Annotated in this window: 15 protein-coding genes; all 15 read left to right on the top strand. The window is 65.6% G+C overall.

Going from position 1 to position 20,227, the window contains the following annotated elements; all coding sequences use genetic code 11:
- Positions 1-60: 60 nt before the first annotated feature.
- Positions 61-1,488, top strand: a complete 1,428-nt coding sequence (locus ACREC7_RS02625) for a UDP-N-acetylmuramoylalanyl-D-glutamyl-2,6-diaminopimelate--D-alanyl-D-alanine ligase (protein ID WP_431554133.1) — start codon at positions 61-63, stop codon at positions 1,486-1,488.
- Positions 1,489-1,604: 116 nt separating this feature from the next.
- Entirely contained in the window at positions 1,605-2,690 is a 1,086-nt protein-coding gene (gene mraY, locus ACREC7_RS02620) for a phospho-N-acetylmuramoyl-pentapeptide-transferase (protein ID WP_431554132.1), read from the top strand.
- A 10-nt stretch (positions 2,691-2,700) separates the two neighbouring features.
- Positions 2,701-4,119 carry a UDP-N-acetylmuramoyl-L-alanine--D-glutamate ligase gene (gene murD / locus ACREC7_RS02615; RefSeq protein WP_431554131.1) on the top strand — a complete coding sequence of 473 codons (1,419 nt, stop codon included), beginning with the start codon at positions 2,701-2,703 and terminating at the stop codon, positions 4,117-4,119.
- The gene (gene ftsW / locus ACREC7_RS02610; RefSeq protein WP_431554130.1) at positions 4,116-5,309 is read left to right on the top strand and encodes a putative lipid II flippase FtsW; all 1,194 of its coding nucleotides are present in this window, start codon (positions 4,116-4,118) and stop codon (positions 5,307-5,309) included. Before murD ends, ftsW begins: the two co-directional genes overlap by 4 nt.
- Positions 5,306-6,409, top strand: coding sequence for an undecaprenyldiphospho-muramoylpentapeptide beta-N-acetylglucosaminyltransferase (murG, locus tag ACREC7_RS02605; protein WP_431554129.1), 1,104 nt, complete (start codon positions 5,306-5,308; stop codon positions 6,407-6,409). The genes ftsW and murG overlap by 4 nt, the downstream gene beginning before the upstream one ends.
- A gap of 15 nt (positions 6,410-6,424) precedes the next feature.
- On the top strand, positions 6,425-7,849 hold the full coding sequence (murC, locus tag ACREC7_RS02600; protein ID WP_431554136.1) for a UDP-N-acetylmuramate--L-alanine ligase: 1,425 nt from the start codon (positions 6,425-6,427) through the stop codon (positions 7,847-7,849).
- Positions 7,846-8,793, top strand: coding sequence for a UDP-N-acetylmuramate dehydrogenase (gene murB / locus ACREC7_RS02595; RefSeq protein ID WP_431554128.1), 948 nt, complete (start codon positions 7,846-7,848; stop codon positions 8,791-8,793). Before murC ends, murB begins: the two co-directional genes overlap by 4 nt.
- A 178-nt stretch (positions 8,794-8,971) precedes the next feature.
- Positions 8,972-9,907, top strand: coding sequence for a D-alanine--D-alanine ligase (locus ACREC7_RS02590; protein WP_431554127.1), 936 nt, complete (start codon positions 8,972-8,974; stop codon positions 9,905-9,907).
- The gene (locus ACREC7_RS02585; protein ID WP_431554126.1) at positions 9,895-10,860 is read left to right on the top strand and encodes a cell division protein FtsQ/DivIB; all 966 of its coding nucleotides are present in this window, start codon (positions 9,895-9,897) and stop codon (positions 10,858-10,860) included. Before ACREC7_RS02590 ends, ACREC7_RS02585 begins: the two co-directional genes overlap by 13 nt.
- A 15-nt stretch (positions 10,861-10,875) precedes the next feature.
- A complete protein-coding gene (ftsA, locus tag ACREC7_RS02580; protein WP_431554125.1) occupies positions 10,876-12,171 on the top strand; it encodes a cell division protein FtsA in 1,296 nt (431 codons plus the stop codon).
- A gap of 46 nt (positions 12,172-12,217) precedes the next feature.
- Positions 12,218-13,948, top strand: coding sequence for a cell division protein FtsZ (ftsZ, locus tag ACREC7_RS02575; RefSeq protein ID WP_431554124.1), 1,731 nt, complete (start codon positions 12,218-12,220; stop codon positions 13,946-13,948).
- 268 nt (positions 13,949-14,216) lie between these two features.
- Positions 14,217-15,170: a UDP-3-O-acyl-N-acetylglucosamine deacetylase gene (gene lpxC, locus ACREC7_RS02570; RefSeq protein WP_431554123.1), complete on the top strand. Its 954-nt coding sequence runs from the start codon at positions 14,217-14,219 to the stop codon at positions 15,168-15,170.
- Between the two features lie 347 nt (positions 15,171-15,517).
- Positions 15,518-16,396 (top strand): outer membrane protein assembly factor BamD, encoded by an 879-nt coding sequence (locus ACREC7_RS02565; protein WP_431554122.1) that lies wholly within the window; start codon positions 15,518-15,520, stop codon positions 16,394-16,396.
- A gap of 10 nt (positions 16,397-16,406) precedes the next feature.
- Entirely contained in the window at positions 16,407-18,086 is a 1,680-nt protein-coding gene (recN, locus tag ACREC7_RS02560) for a DNA repair protein RecN (RefSeq protein WP_431554121.1), read from the top strand.
- The gene (ligA, locus tag ACREC7_RS02555; protein ID WP_431554120.1) at positions 18,083-20,227 is read left to right on the top strand and encodes an NAD-dependent DNA ligase LigA; all 2,145 of its coding nucleotides are present in this window, start codon (positions 18,083-18,085) and stop codon (positions 20,225-20,227) included. The genes recN and ligA overlap by 4 nt, the downstream gene beginning before the upstream one ends.

Raw genomic sequence — 20,227 nt, 5'->3', positions numbered from 1 at the left:
CTGTCATTCCTTATTCTGATCACGATGCGGTCGGCGCCGCGTTGAAGGGGGAAAGAGACCGTGCCTAAGCCAATGTGGACGATAGGGGAGATGGTGAAGGCCGTGCGCGGCAAGTGCTCGCTAACGCCGAGCACGCCGGTGAGCGGCGTCTCCATCGACAGCCGGAGCCTTGCGCCTGACGAGGCCTTTATCGCGCTTCGCGGGCTGAACCGCGACGGACATGCCTTCGTTGAGGCGGCGCTCTCGCAAGGCGCCTCTTGCGCCATCGTCGAGCAGGACTTCAAGGCTCCGCGCGGCGAGAAGCGGCTGCTCCGCGTCGCCGACACGCTGGAGGCCCTGAACGATCTCGGCACCGCTTCACGCGCCCGCGCCAAGGACTCCGTGGTGATCGCCGTCACCGGCAGCGTCGGCAAGACCGGGACCAAGGAGGCGCTGAAGATTGCGCTGATGCCTTCGGGCCTGGTGCATGTCTCGTTGAAGTCCCACAACAACCATTGGGGTGTGCCGCTGTCGCTCGCCAATATGCGGCAGGACACGAGTTTCGGCGTGTTCGAGGCCGGCATGAACCACGCCGGCGAGCTCAAGGCGCTGACCCAGCTGATCCGGCCGGATATCGCCATCATCACTACGGTGGCGCCGGTGCATCTCGGCTTTTTCCGCTCGGTCGAGGCCATTGCCGACGCCAAGGCCGAGATTCTCGAAGGCCTGGTCCCCGGCGGCGCGGCCATCCTCAACCACGACAATCCTTATTTCGAGCGGCTCCGGCGCCACGCCTGGCAGCGCAAGGCGAAGGTCGTGAGCTTTGGCGAGACGCAAGGTGCCGACGCGAGGAGCTTGAGCGTCGAGCTTGGCCCCGAGAGCTCGGAGGTGAAAGCGGATATTCTCGGCGAGGCCGTCAGCTACCGTATCGGCGCGCCTGGCATCCACTTCGTGCAGAATTCGCTTGCCGTGCTTGCCGCGGCGAAGCTCGCCGATGCCGATCTGAAAGCCGCCGCCCGCGCCCTCGCCGAGTGGCACGCCCAGACCGGACGCGGCGAACGCATCGTCATCGGCGGCAAAGGCGGCCGCGTCGCTATCATCGACGAGAGCTACAATGCCAACCCGGCCTCCATGCGCGCAGCGCTTGCCACCTTGGGGCTCACGCCGAGGGCCGAATACAAGCGCCGGGTCGCCGTGCTCGGCGATATGCTCGAGCTTGGCGGCCTTGGTCCCAAGCTGCATCAGGAGCTGGTGGAAGACATCGACGCAGCGGACGTGGACCTCGTCTATGCTTGCGGCGAGATGATGCGCGGACTTTACGAGGCGCTCCCCGCCAAACGCCGCGGCGCCTATGCCAAGACCTCCGAGCAGCTTGCGCCGCTGCTCACCAAGGGGGTTGGGGCCGGCGACGTGGTGATGATCAAGGGCTCCTTCGGCAGCCGTATGGCCCCCCTGGTCGAGGCCCTGCAACGCCATTTCCAGGCGCCAAGCAAGGCCGCTCAAGCCTGATCTTACGGATTTCTCAGGTTTTTCCCGTCTAATGAGCGGCAAACTGGGCATCGGCCGCGAATTCCCGATTCCCTCAAGGACACTTTCGCCCTAAACGAGCCGCTAGGGGGAGGACCATGCTCTATTGGTTGACCGAGCTCACGGGCGAACTCAGCGTCTTTAATATCTTTCGCTACATCACGTTCCGCACCGGCGGCGCTCTGATCACGGCGCTGCTGTTCGTGTTCCTGTTCGGACCGGCCATCATCAGGTCCTTGCGCATTCGCCAGGGCAAAGGCCAGCCGATCCGCGCCGACGGACCTGAGCGTCACCTGCTATCGAAGCAAGGCACGCCAACCATGGGCGGGTTGATGATCCTGTCGGGGGTGACCGTCGCCACGCTGCTGTGGGGCAATCTGCACAATCCTTATGTCTGGGTGGTGCTCATCGTCACGCTCGTCTATGGCGCGGTCGGGCTTTACGACGATTTCCTCAAGGTGACGCGGCAGTCGGTGGAAGGCTCCCGCGGGCGTGTGAGGCTCGTCATCGAGGCGGTCATCGCGCTCGTTGCCACCTGGGTCATTGCCTCGGTCGGCCAAGCGCCTCTCTCCACCGCGCTCGCCATTCCCTTCTTCAAGAACGTGCTGATCGACCTCGGCTGGCTGTTCGTTCCCTTTGGCGCCTTCATCATCGTTGGCGCCGGCAACGCCGTGAACCTCACCGATGGACTTGACGGCCTCGCCATCGTGCCGGTGATGATCGCCGCCGCGACCTTCGGCTTCATCTCCTATTTCGTCGGCAATGTGCTGTTCGCCGAATATCTGCAGATCCATTTCGTGCAAGGCACCGGCGAGCTTGCCGTCATCTGCGGCGCGCTGGTCGGCGCCGGCCTCGGCTTCCTCTGGTTCAATGCCCCGCCCGCTCAGATTTTCATGGGGGATACCGGGTCGCTCGCTCTCGGCGGCGCGCTCGGCACCATCGCCGTCGCCACCAAGCACGAGCTGGTGCTCGCCATCGTCGGCGGCCTGTTCGTGCTGGAGGCGGTTTCGGTCATCGTGCAGGTGGCGTCTTTCCGGCTGTTCGGCAAGCGCGTCTTCCGCATGGCCCCGTTGCACCACCACTACGAACAGAAGGGATGGGCTGAATCCACGGTGGTGATCCGCTTCTGGATTATCGCCGTCGTGCTCGCGCTCCTTGGCCTCGCCACGCTCAAATTGCGGTAGATTCTAAAGAATGATTCCCGTGACGATCTTTGCCGGCCGCGATGTCGCGGTGTTTGGACTGGGCTTGAGCGGCAGTGCCGCGGCCCACGCCCTTGCCGCGGGCGGGGCACGGGTGCTCGCCTGGGACGACACGCAAGAGGGGCGCGACGAGGCTGCGGCACAAGGCGTGACTCTGCGCGACCTCGCTTCCGCCGATTGGAGCAGGATCGCGGCGCTCGTGCTCGCTCCCGGCATTCCCTTGACCCACCCCGAGCCGCATTGGAGCGTGAGGAAGGCGCAAGCCGCGAGCGTCGAAGTCATCGGCGACACCGAGCTGTTCTTCCGCGAAAGAGCGAGGCAGGGCTCCGGCGCCAAAATCGTGGTCATCACCGGCACCAACGGCAAATCCACCACCACGGCACTCACCGCCCATCTCTTGCAAGTCGCGGGCAGGCCGGTCGCGCTTGGCGGCAATATCGGCCGCGCCGTGCTCGACCTTCCGCCCTTCGCCGTGGGCCCGATTTATGTCCTCGAGCTGTCGACCTTTCAGATCGACCTCACCCCGTCGCTCGCCCCCGACGCCGCTGCGCTCATCAACATCACCCCCGATCACCTCGACCGCCATGGCACCATCGAGACCTACGCCGCGATCAAGGCCCGTGTCTTTGCCGGGCTCCCGCCGGATGGCACCGCCGTTGTCGGCGTCGACGACGATTATTCCCGCGCCATCGCCGATGCGCTTCAAGGGCCTTACGCAGTGAAGCGCATCGCCGTCGGACATCCGGTCGAGACCGGCGTGTGGGCCAAGGACGGCATGCTGACCGAGGTCGAGAACGGGGTTGAACGTGGGCGCGTTGGCCTCGACGGCATCGGCTCGCTTCGTGGCGCGCACAATTGGCAGAACGCGGCGGTGGCCTATGCGCTGGCGCGCTCCCAAGGGCTCGACGCTTCGACCATCGCCAAGGGGCTCGGGACCTTTGCCGGCCTTGCCCACCGCATGGAGCAAGTGGCGCGACAGGGGTCTGTGCTGTTCGTCAACGATTCCAAGGCCACCAATGCCGATGCCGCCGCCAAGGCGCTGGCGAGCTTCACCGACATTTATTGGATTGTCGGCGGGAGGCCGAAAGCAGGGGGCCTCGATGGCCTTGAGCCGTTCTTTCCCAGGATCGCCCGCGCCTATCTGATCGGCGAGGCAGCCGATGACTTCGCCGCACAGCTCGGCACTGAAGTCGATCATGTGCAATGCGGCACACTCGACCGCGCCATCGAAGCCGCTGCTGCCGACGCGCGCCGCTCACGCTCGGCCGAGCCTGTGGTGCTTCTTTCGCCGGCTTGCGCCTCCTACGACCAATTCGCCAATTTCGAAGCGCGCGGGCGAAGCTTCCGCGACCTCGTCACGCGCCTTCCAGGCGTGAGGCCGGTGCAGCCAAGTCAGGGCAGGGCGGCATGAGGATCACCCGCGCCGAGAAGAGCGTGCTCTCCGACTGGTGGTTCACCGTCGACCGGCTGATGTTCTTCGGCCTGCTTCTGTTGATGGGCGCCGGCCTCGTGCTGTCGCTCGCCGCGAGCCCGCCCATCGCCGCCAAGTACAATCTCGAGCCGTTCTACTTCGTGCGTCGACAGGCAGCGCTGCTTCTGCCGGCAGTCGTCATCATGTTCGCGGCCTCGACCCTGACCCCGAAGCAGATCCGCCGCGCGAGCCTCATCATCTTTGCCGTCGGCATCGCGCTGATGCTTGCCACCATGTTCATCGGTCCCGAGATCAAGGGCGCCAGACGCTGGCTGCAATTAGGCTTCGTCTCGATCCAGCCTTCCGAATTCGTCAAGCCGGCGTTCGTGGTGCTCACCGCCTGGCTGTTCAACGAAAGTCAGAAGCGCAGCGACATACCGGGCATCGAGCTTGCCCTTGCGCTTTACGGCATCTTTGCGCTCCTGCTCGTGCTGCAGCCAGATTTCGGGCAGACGCTGCTCGTCAGCATTGTGTGGATGGCGTTGTTCTTCATGGCCGGCATCAATCTCTTCTGGATCGGGGCGCTCGGCTTCGCCGGTCTTGCCGGCATCGCGTCGGCCTATTTTCTCGTGCCGCATGTGGCCTCGCGCATTGATCGCTTCCTTAATCCAGCCTCCGGCGACACCTACCAGGCCGACAAGGCGCTCGACTCCTTCCTGCATGGCGGCTGGTTCGGCCGCGGCCCTGGCGAGGGCACAGTGAAGGACGTGCTCCCCGACTCGCACACCGACTTCATCTTCGCCGTGGCGGCGGAGGAATACGGCCTGATCGCCTGCCTCATTCTGCTCCTGCTGTTCGCCTTCATGGTGCTGCGCGGTCTGTCCAAGGCCTCGCAGGAGCCTGACGGCTTCATTCGCCATGCGACCGCGGGGTTGATCATGCTGTTCGGCCTCCAGACGCTGATCAACATGGCCGTGAATGTCGGCCTGCTCCCTGCCAAGGGCATGACGCTGCCCTTCATCTCCTATGGCGGCTCATCGCTGCTCGCCATGGCGCTGACCATGGGCTTTGTCCTCGGGTTGACGCGGCGAAGGCCTATTGCCGGGCGCCTGCCGCGGAGCGCGCCGAGTGAAGCCGAAGGCGAACCCGGCTCCCATGCAGGCAAGGCCGCCTCGGAGCAGGTGGCTTGAGCGACCGGCCGATCCTGCTCGCCGCTGGCGGCACGGGCGGCCATCTGTTCCCCGCGTCCTCGCTCGCCCAGGAGCTTCAGCGCCGCGGTTACGCCGTCGAGCTCGCCACCGACATGCGGGCCGAGAAATATGGCGGCGACTTTCCCGCCCGCGCCATTCACCGCATTCCGTCCGCCACGCTGACGAGCCCCTCGCCCATCGCCGTTGCCGCGACCTTCTCCCGGCTCGGCATCGGCTATGCCGGTGCGCTGCGCATGTTGTTGCGGCTCCGGCCGCAGGCGGTGATCGGCTTTGGCGGTTATCCCACGCTGCCGCCCATCATCGCCGCGCGCACGCTGCGCATCCCGACGGCGATTCATGAGCAGAACGCGGTGATGGGCCGCGCCAACCGGCTGCTCGCGCGCTTCGTCGACCAGATCGCGCTGTCGTTCATGCCGACCAAGCTGCTTGCCCCGGAGGCGCAAGCCAGAGCGCGGCTCACCGGCATCCCGGTGCGCGACGCCGTGCTGAAGTTTCGCGATGTGCCCTATGCGGCGCCCGACCCAACCTCTCGCCTGTTGCTGCTGGTGTTCGGCGGCAGCCAGGGCGCGCGCTTCTTCTCCGAAGCTTTGCCTCCGGCGCTTGAGCGCCTGCCCGATGAGATGCGCGAGCGGCTCACCATCGTGCAGCAGGCCCGCGAGGAGGACTTGGCGGCTTTGCGCGAGGCTTACGCTCGCGGCAAGATCGCCGCGCATTTGGCGCCCTTCTTCCGCGATCTGCCTGAGCGGATCGCCACGGCCCAGCTCGTCATCGCCCGCGCCGGCGCCTCCACCGTGGCTGAGCTGACCGCAATCGGCCGGCCCTGCCTGCTGGTCCCTCTTCCCCACGCCCTTGACAACGATCAGCTTGAAAATGCAACACGGCTGCAAGAGGTTGGCGGCGGCTGGTGCGTGCGTCAGTCTGAGCTTTCCACCGAGCGCCTGGCCGAGCTTCTGCAAGGCCTGTTGTCCTCGCCGGAGCGGCTGGCGGACGCCGCGAAAAAGGCGCATGGGATGGCCACGGTCGACGCCGTCAAGCGGCTCGCCGATCTCGTGGACGAGCTCGTGAAGTCCAAGGAGTAGGGTAAGTCTATGCACATGCCCGATCCGCAAAAGACCGGCCTCGTGCATATCGTCGGCATCGGCGGCATCGGCATGAGCGCCATCGCCGAGGTGATGCATACCCGCGGCTACACCGTGCAGGGTAGCGACCTCAAGGACAGCGCCAATCTCGATCGCTTACGCGCCCGCAACATCCGTTGCCTGATCGGCCACGACCCGGCCAATATCGACGGCGCGTCCACTCTCGTGATCTCGACCGCAGTAAAGGCGGGCAATCCTGAATTCGAAGCCGCCAAGGAGCGCGGCATCCCCATCATCCGCCGTGCCGAGATGCTTGCCGAGCTGATGCGTCCTTGCGCCACCGTTTCCATCACCGGCACCCACGGCAAGACCACGACCACGTCTCTGGTCGCCGGCCTGCTCAAGGACGGCGGCCTCGACCCGACGGTGATCGCCGGCGGCATCATCAATGACTGGGGCACCAATGCCCGGATCGGTAAGGGCGAGTGGATGGTGGTCGAGGCCGACGAGTCCGACGGCACCTTCTTGAAGCTCCCCACGCAGATCGGCGTCGTCACCAACATCGATCCCGAGCACATGGACTTCTGGGCGACGCTGCCCGCGCTGCATCAGGGCTTCCAACAATTCATCGAGGCCATTCCCTATTATGGGCTCGCCGTCGCCTGCATCGATCATCCGGTGGTGCGCGAGCTGCTCGCCAAGCTCGGCGGCGCGGCCAACGGGCGGCGCACGCTCACCTACGGCGTGGCGCGCGATGCCGATATCAGGCTCGCCAATGTCAGGCCGGCGCGGGACAGGATCGTGTTCAATGCCAGGCTCGGCTCCGGCGTCAGGGGTGGCGCGCGCCTGCTCGAGGATCTGATGCTTCCGGTGCTTGGCCACTACAACGCCCTGAACGCGCTCGCAGCCCTTGCTGTGGCAGCGGAGGCCGGCGTCGACGACGATACGATCCGCACAGGGCTTGCGAGCTTCTCCGGAGTGAAGCGGCGTTTCACCCATGTCGGCGAGTGGCAGGGCGTGCAGGTCTATGACGACTACGCGCATCATCCCGTGGAGATCGCCGCCGTGCTTCGCGCCGCGCGCGTCGCCGGCAATGGCCGCGTCATCGCCGTGATTCAGCCGCACCGCTACACGCGGCTGCAAAGCCTGTTCAACGAGTTCTCCGCCTGCCTCGACGACGCCGACATTGCGCTGGTGACGCCGGTCTATTCCGCTGGAGAAGTGCCGATCCCCGGCATCGACCGCGACGAGCTCGCTTTGGGCTTGCGCCGTCACGGCCACCCCAAGGTGCTCACCGTCGATGGTGAAGAGGGGCTGGTCGAGACCGTGGCGGCGTTGGCGCAGCCCGGCGATCTCGTGGTCGGGCTCGGCGCTGGCACCATCACCGATTGGATCAACGCACTGCCGCAGAAGCTCTCCGACCACGGGGCCCGGGCATGAACGAGGCGAGTGGAACGGGCGGGCTCGCTGAAGAGCTTGCTGCGCGCCTGCCTGAGCTGCGCGGCAAGCTGAAGGCCGGCGCCGTGCTTGCCGATCTCACCTGGTTTCGCGTCGGCGGTCCTGCCGATATCCTCTACTCGCCGGCTGACGAAGCCGACCTCTCTTATTTCATGGCGAACGTGGGACCGGAGATTCCCGTCACCATCATCGGGCTCGGCTCCAATCTGCTCGTGCGCGACGGCGGCATTGGCGGGGTGGTGATACGCCTCGGCCGCGGTTTCGGCGACATCACCATCGAAGAGAATTCGCGGCTCCGCGCCGGCGCCGCCGTGCCTGACGTGAAGGTCGCCCGTGCCGCTGCCGATGCCGGCATCGCCGGACTTTCCTTCTATCGGGGCATCCCTGGTTGCGTCGGCGGCGCGCTCCGCATGAATGGCGGCGCTCATGGACGGGAAACCTGCGAGGTGGTGGTCGAGGCTCGCGCAGTCGACCGCCAAGGCAAGATGCATGTGCTTCCCGTCGCAGAGCTGCATTACGCCTATCGCCATTGCGGCGCGTCTGAGCATCTGATCTTCACCGAGGCGCTGTTCCAGGGCGAGCCTGGCGAGCCTGCAGCGATCCTCGCCGAGATGGACGACATCGTCGCCTATCGCGAGCAGGCGCAGCCGATCAAGAGCCGCACTGGCGGCTCGACCTTCAAGAACCCGCTTGGGCATAAGGCTTGGCAGCTGATCGATGCCGCCGGCTGCCGTGGCTTGCGTGTCGGCGGCGCGCATGTCTCGGAGATGCATTGCAACTTCCTCATCAACGAGGGGGCTGCCACCGGTGCCGACATCGAGGAGCTTGGCGAGACGGTGCGGGCGCGGGTCAAGGCGAATAGCGGCGTCGAGCTCGAATGGGAGATCAAGCGCCTCGGCGTCGCTCTCAACGAAGCTCAGGATTGATGGAATGCGTCGCCGCTCGCTCTCCCCTCCCCCCTTGCGGGGGAGGGATAGGGAGGGGGGTTCAATCAAACTCTTGTCACTAACCCCCTCCGACCGCGCGGCGCGCGGTCGTGCTCCCCCGCAAGGGGGGAGCGGGGAGCAAGGTGCGGCTCCGCGAGGCAAGTAGCGAGGTTCGGCAATGCCTGATAACCAAACCCACGTCGCGGTGCTGATGGGTGGCTGGTCCTCGGAGCGCGAAGTATCGCTTCGCTCCGGGGAGGCCTGCGCGCTCGCGCTCGAAGCGCAAGGCTATCGCGCGACCCGCCTCGATGTCGGGCGCGACGTGGCGACCAAGCTCACCGAGCTTCGCCCCGATGTCTGCTTCAATGCGTTGCATGGCCGCTTCGGCGAGGATGGCTGCATCCAGGGCGTGCTCGAAACGCTCGGCATTCCTTACACCCACTCAGGGGTGCTCGCCTCGGCGCTGGCCATGCATAAGGAGCGCGCCAAGACGGTCATGCTCGCCGCCGGCGTGCCCGTGGCCGAGGCGGTGGTGCTCACCCGCGCCGAAGCCGCCCGTGCCCACGCCATGAAGCCGCCTTACGTAATCAAGCCGGTGACGGAAGGGTCGAGCGTCGGGGTGTTCATCGTGCGCGAGGATCAGCGCCATCCCCCGCAGGAGCTGCACGCCGCCGACTGGAGCCTCGGCGAGGAGCTGATGGTCGAGCGCTATATCCCTGGCCGGGAGCTGACTTGCGCCGTCATGGGGGAGGAGGCTTTGGGCGTGATCGAGATTCGTCCGGCAGAGGGGCTCGCCTTCTACGACTACACCTCGAAATACGCCCCTGGAGGCTCAATCCACGTGCTTCCGGCGCCGCTTTTACCAAATGTTTACCAATTGGTACAGAAGCTGTCCCTGGCGGCTCATAGGGCACTGGGTTGTCGTGGGGTCAGCCGCTCCGACTTTCGATTCGACGATCGGGGCGGCGGCGAGGGGGAAGTGATCTGTCTTGAGGTCAATACCCAGCCAGGCATGACGTCCACGTCGCTCGTGCCGGAGCTTGCGGCTCATAGCGGCCGCTCATTCGGCGAGCTGGTTCGCTGGATCCTGGAGGATGCGTCGTGCAATCGGTAGGCCCCAATAGAGGGCGACGCCAAATACGGAGATCGGACGACGCGCTGCTCGCGCGCGGCATCGCCGTGCCTGCCCGCAAGTTTTCCAGTTTGTCTCTGCCTGGATTCGGCAAGGCGAAGCGCGCCCCTGGCGGCGCAGCGCTTCACCGTGGCAGCGGCGTGTGGCGCGTCGTCACCGTGCTCTTGCTCGCCGGCGCCGCAGGCTATGGATTTTGGGTAAGCGGAGACGACGGCCTTTACGGCCAGACGCAACGCGGCGCCGAGGCTCTCGCCATCGCTGCCGGGTTCGGCGTCAGCCGTATTACCGTGGAAGGCCAGCAGCACGTCACCGACGCCGAGCTGACCAAGGCCCTTGGCGCCGGACCCGGCAGCCTGATGCTCTCCTTCGATACCGACGCGGCCAAGGAGCGGCTGGAGAAAGTGCCGTGGGTGAAGCATGCGCAAGTCATGCGGCTTCTGCCGTCGACGCTTCAGGTCGTGATCGAGGAGCGGGTTCCCTTCGCCGTGTGGCAGTCGGGCGGAAAGACCTATGTGGTCGATACCGAGGGTGCCGTGATCGCTCCAGTCGTGCGTGAAGCCTATGCCGGCCTTCCGCTCGTGGTGGGCGAGGGCGCCGGCAAGAATGCCGCCGATCTGCTCGCGACGCTGAAGCCCTTCGATAGCTTGACCAGGCAGGTTGTCGCGGCAACGAGGGTCGGCGACCGGCGGTGGACGCTGAGGCTCTCCTCCGGCATCGACATCATGCTTCCCGACGACGGCGTCACCGACGCGCTCAACACCCTGACCGGGCTCGACCGCGATCGCAACCTGCTCGCCCGCAACATCGCCGCGGTCGATCTCCGTCTCGCCGACCGGGTGAGCGTGCGCATCCGCGACAAGGCCGAGCCGGTGATGCCGGAGAGCGGCAGCGCCGCTCCGGACGCGCCGACGGCAAGCACCAAGCGAAATACCTGAGTGGGGGCAGGGGGGATGGCGCAGACAGGTCTCAATCGTGGCAAGCGGCAGCGCATCGTCACCGCGCTTGACGTGGGCACGAGCAAGATCTGCTGCCTGATCGCGAGAACCTGGTCCACGCCCGACTGGCTCGAAGTCGCCGGCGAGGCCACGCAGTTCGAGGTGCTTGGCTTCGGCCATCATCGCGCCGAAGGCCTCAAAGGCGGCATGGTCACCCATCTCGACCGCGCCGAGCATTGCATCCGTTCCGCCGTCGACACCGCCGAGCGCATGGCCGGCATCATCGTCGAGGACGCCCATGTCGCCGTCACCTGCGGCCGGCTGAAGAGCGAAAGCTTCTCGGCGAGCGTGGCGCTTCCGGGAGGCGCCGTGCGCGAAGACGATACCTTGCGCATCATCGCCGGCGCCCGCCAATATGCTGCCCGCGAGAAGCGTACGGTGCTGCACGCGCTCCCCACCGGCTACCGTCTCGACGACCATAACGGCATCCGCGACCCGCTCGGCATGTGCGGCGAGCGGCTCGGCATCGATATTCACGCCGTCACCGCCGACGAGGTTGCCATCCGCAATCTGTCGCTCTGCGTCGAGCGCTGTCATCTTGGGGTGAGCGGTCTCGTCGCCGCGCCTTACGCGAGCGCGCTTGCCGTGATCACGCCCGATGAGGCCAAGCTCGGCGTGGCCTGCATCGATTTCGGCGCCGGCACCACCACGCTCTCGGTGTTCTCCGACGGGCATTTCATCCACACCGATGCCATTGCGCTCGGCGGCGCCGGCATTACCACCGACATTGCCCGCACGCTCGGTGCCCCGCTCGATCACGCCGAGCGCCTGAAGACGCTGCATGGCAGCGCCTTCGCCACGCTCTCCGACGAGCGCGAGATCATCACCTTCCCGTCAGTTGGCGAGAGCCAACGCGGGGTCATGAATCAGATCAGCAAGGCCCAGCTCGCCGTCCTCATCCGCCCGCGCGTCGAGGAGATTCTCGATCTCATGCGCCGCCGTCTCGCCTCTTGCGCCCATGCCTCGGAGGCCGCGCAGACCTTGGTGCTGACCGGCGGCGGCAGCCAGCTCACCGGTCTCGCCGAGCTTGCCTCCAACATGTTCGGCCGCCCGGTGCGTCTCGGGCGCCCGCGCACCTTGAACGGCCTGCCGGAAGGCGGCACCGGTCCGGATTTCTCGAGCGCCGTCGGCGTCCTCAGGCAATGGGCGCGCGGCGACGACAAGCTTTCAGGCCGTGCCGAGCAGCGCTTCCTGCGCACCGGCACCGGCTATCTCGCACGCGTGAGTGAGTGGATTAGGGACAACTTCTAACAAGGGCTGAAAAGCACCAAACGAAAGATCAAGAAAGAAGGCCGCTATGACGATCAATCTCAAGGTTCCAGATCTCACCGAGCTCAAGCCGCGGATCACCGTGTTCGGTGTGGGCGGAGCGGGCGGCAACGCCGTCAACAATATGATCGCCTCCGGTCTGCGCGGCATCGAGTTCGTCGTCGCCAACACCGACGCCCAGGCGTTGTTGAGCTCGAGCGCCGAGCGCCGCATTCAGATGGGCCACCATGTCACCGAGGGCCTCGGCGCAGGCTCCAAGCCTGACATCGGTGCGGCGGCGGCGGAAGAGGCCATGGCCGACATCAAGGCGCATCTCGCCGGCGTCCATATGACCTTCATCACCGCCGGCATGGGAGGTGGCACCGGCACCGGCGCCGCCCCCGTCATCGCCCGCGCTTCGCGCGAGGAAGGCATCCTCACGGTCGGCGTGGTGACCAAACCGTTCCAGTTCGAAGGCCAGCGGCGCATGCGCGCTGCCGAATGGGGCATCTCGGAGCTGCAGAAATACGTCGACACGCTCCTCATCATTCCAAATCAGAATCTGTTCCGCGTGGCCAACGAGAAGACGACCTTCGCCGATGCCTTCGCCATGGCCGACGACGTGCTCAGGGCCGGCGTCTCCTGCATCACCGACCTCATGGTCAAGGAAGGACTGATCAATCTCGACTTCGCCGACGTTCGCACCATCATGGCCGGCATGGGCAAGGCGATGATGGGCACCGGCGAATCGAGCGGCGACCGTCGCGCCATCGAGGCGGCGGAAGCTGCGATCTCCAATCCGCTGCTCGACGACGTGTCGATGAAGGGGGCAAGCGGCCTGCTCGTCTCCATCACCGGCGGCAACGATCTCACCCTTTACGAGGTCGACGAGGCGGCAAGCCGCATCCGCGAGGAAGCCGATCCTGAGGCCAATATCATCGTCGGCGCGACCTTCGACGACGAGCTCGACGGCTCGATCCGCGTGTCGGTGGTGGCGACCGGGCTTGGCCAGCTCTCCGCCGACGGGTTCAAACCCGCACCACGGGATAGGGAGAGCTTGAGCCAGCGCCTGGCGGGGCTTGCCAGCATGCCGACGCCCGCGACCCTCGCTCCGGCTCCACCGCCTCCCGTGAGGTTCGAGCCGGCCAAGCCTGCTCCTGCTCCTGCCCGGGCTGCGGCGGAAGCGGCGAACGACGCGCAAGTGTGGCGCGCGGCGGGGAACGTGACGATCGAGCGCCGCCCGCCGCAATTGGCGGCGAGCGCGCTGCCACAGGGCGTGCAGCCGCAGCGTCCGGTGCTCCCGGTGCAGAACTTCGTGCCGGCGCCGCCGGCGACGGCTCAGCGTCCGGTCCGGCGCATGCCCAATGTCGAAGAATTTCCGCTTCCGGTGCAGAACGAGATCAAGGCGCGCTCGGGTGCGGCGCCTTCGCCGGGGCTTGCCGAGCAAAAGAAGAAAGTCGGCTTCCTCGAGCGGCTGACGGGCGTCGGCCGCCATCGCAAGGACGAAGGTGCCGCCATGCCGGACAAGCGCGAGCCGGAGTTCGGCGCGCCGAAGCCTCTGCCCATGATGCCGAAGCCAGTGGCGCCGAAGCCGGTCGAGGCTCTGCCCAAAGGCCTGAAAATCGAGCGGCCCGATGCCGAAGGCGTGGTTGCCGCCACCCCAAAACGGATCGAGTCGCAGCCGAACGTCGTCTCGCTGGAGACGAGGGAGCCGGTCGACGAATCACCTGTGGATGACGACCTCGAAATCCCAGCATTTCTGCGCCGGCGGGCGAAGTAAGGGCGCGCAGGGCGAGTCAAAAAGTGGCAAAAGCAGGCGGAGTCAAAGGCGGAAAAGGCTGAGTTGTCAGTGGGTTAGGGTAAGCGTAAAGCGGTAACACATTGAAAGAAACCGTGATTTGTCGCACCCATACCCGGGGGTTAAGGTTCCTCATTGATTGGTCTCTTTGTCTAATAAGGCATCAATGCCGAAGACGAGGAGGTCAAACGGGGGGCTCGGGGGTGCTAACCTTCGAGCCAGAGGGAACTCAAAGAACGGCTTGGGGGCCATGAAGGGATTTATTGGGGCACGGCAAACTACGCTTGCCAGCGAAATCTCGATTACGGGCACGGGGGTTCACAGCGGAGCACCTGTCTCCATCATCCTTTATCCGGCTGATGGCGACACTGGGCTGCGCTTCCTTCTCTCCAACGGCGACGCCGAGAGCACCGAGATCACTGCCGATCAGCGGTACGTGACTGGCGTAACGCTGTGTACCGTGCTTGGCGACGGCAACGGCGCCTCCGTGGCGACTGTCGAGCACCTGCTTGCCGCGCTGCGCGGCCTTGGCGTCGACAACGCTTTGATCGAGATCGACAGCCAAGAAGTGCCGATCATGGATGGCAGCTCGGCACAATTCGTCGAAGCCATCGACGACGTAGGGCTGGTCGAGCTCGATGCTCCCCGCCGCTACCTGAAGGTTCTGAAGAGCATCAGCGTGGAGGATGGCGGCGCTTCCGGCGAGCTCGCTCCGCATAACGGTTTTCATCTCGACGTCGAGATCGATTTCGACTGCGCGATGATTGGCCGCCAAAGAATTGAGATCGATCTCAATCCCGGCTCCTTCCGCCGTGAGCTCTCCAGGGCCCGCACCTTCGGCTTCATGAAGGACGTGGAACGCCTGTGGGCCGCCGGCCTTGCGCTCGGCGCCTCTCTCGAAAATACCGTCGCCATCGGCGACGACCGCATCATCAATCGCGAAGGTCTCCGCTATTCGAATGAGTTCGTGCGCCACAAGGCGCTCGATGCCGTTGGCGATCTCGCCCTTGCTGGTGCGCCGATCCTCGGCTCCTACCGGTCCCGTCGCGGCGGTCACCGCCTCAACAGCCTCGTGCTCAAGGCGCTGTTCGCAGATGCCGAGGCCTGGACGCTGGTCGAAGCTCCGCGGCCGTTCCGCGAGGTTCGCCACGCCGAGCTCAGCCACCGCCTTGCAGCAGCGAATTTCGCTGCCGAGCGGAGCTAAGGGCCAACCCACCCTTTCTGATTGCCTGCGCATGTTTGGCGCTACGTCGACCGTTGCTGCGCCCTGGGGCGCGAGGATATCGGTCCCCCCTCAAACCCTGCGCCATGAGCAAAAAAACACCATAATCAGCGGGTTGGCTGTTACCCGCTCGCGCGAAGCGCGGAGTTTCCCGGGCGGCCCTCCACGCCGCTTGGAAACCTGCGTAAAAACAAGGGGCAAGAGGCAAGTTTCGGGTTCCGCCGAGACGCAAAGCGCTCTAGCCTAGACACGCGCGTACAGGGGGTTGGTCTTGAAGGGCGCCTGACGGCGTCCTTTAGCGACGCGCCGCATCATTGGGGGCGGGTTTCTTGAGGGTCACGAGCACAGATTTGGGTGGGCCGCAGGCAGGTTTCAGCCTGTCGCGCAGTCTCGTCACATGCGCGGGCCTGCTTATTGCCGCGACGCTCGTCTCCGGCTGCGGCTCCTGGTTTGGCAAGAAACAGGACGTGGGCGAAGTCGCCTCGCCCGATGTGATCTACGGCCGCGCCGACGCCATGCTCGACAAGCAAAGCTACGAGTCGGCCGCCAAGCAGTATGAAGAGGTGGACATCAACCACCCCTATTCGCAAGAGGCGCGCCGGGCCATAGTGATGGCAGCCTATGCCTACTACAAGGCGGGGAAATTCGATGATGCGGTTTCTTCAGCGGACCGCTATCTGACGCTCCATCCCGGCACGCCGGAATCCGATCTCGCCCAGAACATCATCGGCATGAGCTATTACGTTCAGGTGCTCGATCCGAAGCGGGACCAGACCAACGCCCGCAAGGCGTTGCAGGCTTATCAGACGTTGGTGCAGCGCTACCCGGAGTCCCGCTACGCCGCCGAAGCGCAGAACCGCGCGCGCATCTTGCGCGATCTCCTGGCAGCAAGCGAGATGCAAGTCGGCCGCTTCTATCTGCGTCATAACAATTTTCTTGCCGCCATCAATCGCTTCCGCGTCGTGGTGAGCGACTATCAGACCACGGCGCAGGTCGAAGAGGCTTTGGGCCGGCTGACCGAGTCCTATCTCGCGCTCGGCATCATCCCCGAGGCACAGACCGCCGCCGCCGTGCTTGGCTACAACTACCCTGACAGCAAGTGGTACAAGAACTCCTACGCGCTCTTGCAAAAGTACGGCACGAGACCGCAAATGAATGAAGGGTCGTGGATCACCAAGACCTGGAAGGGCGACGGCAAGCCAGCCTGACGCGTGCATCATGCTAGCCGCTTTGTCGATCCGCGACATCGTTCTGATCGACAGGCTCGATCTCGAGTTCGGTGCCGGCCTTTGCGTGCTCACCGGCGAGACCGGTGCCGGAAAATCCATCCTGCTCGACGCCTTCGCCCTCGCCATCGGCGGCCGCGGCGATGCCTCGCTGGTGCGGCGCGGCGCAAGCCAAGGCCAGGTCACCGCCAGTTTCGAGCTTGATCCGGATCATCCCGTGTTGCGCCTCCTCGCCGATAACGGCCTTGAGACCGATGGGCTTTTGATTCTGCGGCGCCTCCAGTCCGCCGACGGCCGCACCCGCGCCTTCATCAATGACGTCGCCGTCGGCGTGCAGCTCTTGCGCGAGGTCGGCCAAGCCCTGGTCGAGATCCACGGCCAGCACGACGACCGTGCGCTCATCGATCCGAGCGGCCATCGCGATCTAGTCGATGCTTTTGGCGGCCTTGGCGGCGAGGCGGACGCGTTGGCGTCGACTTGGCAGGTCTGGAGGTCCGCCGAGGATGACCGGGCGCAGCACGAAAGCGAGATCGCCGCCATCCGCGCCAATGCCGACTACATCAATTATGCCCTCGATGAGCTTCAGCGCCTCAATCCGCAAACCGGCGAAGAGGAGGCGCTCGCCTCCCGCCGGCAATTGATGATGCACGCCGAGAAGATCGCTGGCGAACTGAACGAGGCTTTCGATGCGCTGGCAGGCGAGGGGACGAGCGGGGCGCGCCTTGCCGCCGCGCTCCGCCGCATCGAGCGCCAGGTCGGCGCCGGCGGCGCCTTGCTCGCCTCCGTGACCGAGGCGCTCGAGCGTGTGCTGAGCGAGACCAACGCCGCGCGCGCCAACATCGAGGAGGCGCTGGCCGCCACCGCGTTTGAGCCGCAGGAGCTCGAGCACGCCGAGGAGCGCCTGTTTGCGCTCCGTGCGCTCGCCCGCAAGCACAGGGTCGGCGTGGACGATTTGCCGGCCTTCGTCGCCCGTCTCGAGACCGAGCTTGCAGCGCTCGATCAGGGTGAGACGAAGCTTGAGGCGTTGACCGCCGCCACGGTCGCCGCGCGTGAGGTCTATGCCGGCGCCGCCTCACGCCTCAGCGAGGCCCGCAAAGCCGCCGCGGAAAGGCTCGATGCCGAGGTTGCCGCCGAACTCGCGCCGCTCAAGCTCGACAAGGCGCGTCTGTTCACCAGGGTCGAGACCGTGGGCGTCTATGACGGCGGCCCGCATGGGATCGACCGGGTCGCATTCTGGGTGCGCACCAATCCGGGGACCGAGCCAGGCCCCTTGATGAAGGTCGCCTCTGGCGGCGAGCTTGCCCGCATCATCCTTGCGCTGAAAGTGGTGCTCGCCGCCCGCGGTTCGGCGCCGACGCTGGTGTTCGATGAGGTCGATGCCGGGGTCGGCGGCGCCACCGCTGCCGCGGTCGGTGAGCGCCTGGCAAGGCTTGGCACCAAGGTGCAGGTGCTGGCCGTGACCCATGCGCCGCAGGTGGCGGCGCTTGCCAATGAGCATATGCTGATCGCCAAGGAGGCCGTGCATGGGCCTGACGGCGAGACCATGGCGACGCGTGTGGCTGTGCTCGACGGCGAGCGCCGGCGCGAGGAGATCGCCCGCATGCTTGCCGGCCAGACCATCACCGACGAGGCCCGCGCCGCGGCCGAGCGGTTGATGTCGAGATCGGCATGAGCCACGCCAAAGGCAAGGGCAAATCGGCCGCAACCGCCGGTCCAAAGCCGGTCGGCGAATTGAGCGAGAAGGGAGCCGCCGCCGAGCTTGAGCGCCTTGCACGCGAGATCGCCCATCACGACGCGCTCTATTATCGCCAAGACCAACCAGAGATTTCCGACGCCGAATATGACGCGCTGCGGGAGCGGAACGCATCGATCGAGGCGAGCTTTCCGCATCTGATCCGGGCAGACAGCCCATCCGCGCGGGTTGGCTCAGCCCCGGTCGAGGCCTTCGGCAAGGTCACGCATGCCGTGCCGATGCTCTCGCTCGGCAATGTATTCGACGACGAGGGCGTGCGCGATTTCCTCGAGCGCATCCGGAGATTCCTCGGCCTCGATACAATAGAGGGCCTCGCCTTCACCGCCGAGCCGAAGATCGATGGGTTGTCGATCACGCTGCGCTACGAGAAGGGGCGGCTCATTCAAGGCGCCACCCGCGGCGACGGCTATCAGGGCGAGAACGTCACCGCCAATGTCCGCACGATTTCCGACATCCCGAAGACGATCAAATCCAAGACCTTCCCCGACCCCTTCGAGGTGCGTGGCGAGATCTATATGAGCCGGGCGGCCTTTCAGCGCCTCAACGAGGGCCAAGCCGAACGTGGCGAGCGGACCTTCGCCAATCCGCGCAACGCCGCCGCCGGCTCCTTGCGCCAGCTCGACCCCGCTATCACCGCGTCGCGGCCCTTGCAGTTCTTCGCCTATGGCTGGGGCGAGGCGCCGAAGCTCCCGACCGACACCCAATGGGGCGTCTATCGGGCGATTGCCGATTGGGGCTTTCCGCTGAATCCGCTCGCCAAGCTAACCAACTCCGTCGAGGAGATGCTCGACACTTATCGCGACATCGAGAGCGGGCGCGCCGGCCTCGACTACGACATCGACGGCGTCGTCTACAAGCTCGACCGGCTCGACTTGCAGCAGCGCCTCGGCTTCGTCTCGCGCTCGCCGCGCTTCGCCGTCGCCCATAAATTCCCCGCCGAGAAGGCGACCACCATCCTCCGCGATATCGAGATCCAGGTTGGCCGCACCGGTGCGCTGACGCCCGTTGCCAAGCTCGAGCCGGTGACCGTGGGCGGCGTGGTAGTGCAGAACGCCACCCTGCACAACGAGGACGAAATTGCACGGAAGGACGTGCGCATCGGCGACACGGTAATCGTCCAGCGCGCCGGCGACGTGATCCCGCAGATTCTCGGGGTGGTTGAAGCAAAGCGCCCCAAGGGCACGAAACGATTCAAGTTTCCAGTGCTCTGCCCAGCCTGCGGCAGCCATGCCGTGCGCGAGGTCAATCCTGTCACCGGCAAGGAGGACGTGGTCAGGCGCTGCACTGGCGGCCTGATCTGCCCGGCGCAGAGGGTCGAGCGGCTCAAGCATTTTGTGTCGCGCAACGCTTTCGACATCGAGGGGCTTGGCGAGAAGCACATCAAGGCGTTCTACGACGACGGGCTGATCCAATCGCCACAGGACATCTTCACCCTCGAGGGGCGAAATCGGCGAGCGGCGTCGAAGCTCGAGGAGCGGGAAGGCTGGGGGGAGACTTCTGCCGAAAAACTGTTCGCCGCCATCCGGGCGCGTCGCGCCATCAAGCTCGACCGCTTCATCTACGCCCTCGGTATTCCACATGTCGGTGAGATCACGGGGCGGCTCTTGGCGCGTGCCTATGGCAGCATCGACGCCTTCCGCGGCGCCATGCTCGCCGCCGCCAACGACCGCACCGGCGAAGCCTATGCCGAGCTCGACAATATCGAGGGCATCGGTCCGACCGTGGCCGAGGCCATCGCCGATTTCTTCGCCGAGCCGCATAATGTGGAAGTGGTCAACGAGCTGTTGCGTGAGGTTCGGCCCGAGCCGCTCGAAGCCATCGACCATGCCTCGCCCATCTCGGGAAAGACGGTGGTGTTCACCGGGAGCTTGGAGAAGATGACGCGGCCCGAAGCCAAGGCGCGGGCGGAACGCCTCGGCGCCAAAGTCGCGGGCTCGGTCTCCAAGAAGACCGACTATGTGGTGGCAGGCCCAGGCGCAGGCTCGAAGCTGAAAGATGCCGAACGGCTAGGGCTGAAAGTGCTGAGCGAGGATGAGTGGCTGGCGCTAATCGGCGCGTGA

This window comes from Methyloceanibacter sp., from assembly GCF_050728395.1.
Taxonomy (GTDB): Bacteria; Pseudomonadota; Alphaproteobacteria; order Rhizobiales; family Methyloligellaceae; genus Methyloceanibacter.
This window is presented reverse-complemented; position numbering and strand designations above follow the sequence as displayed.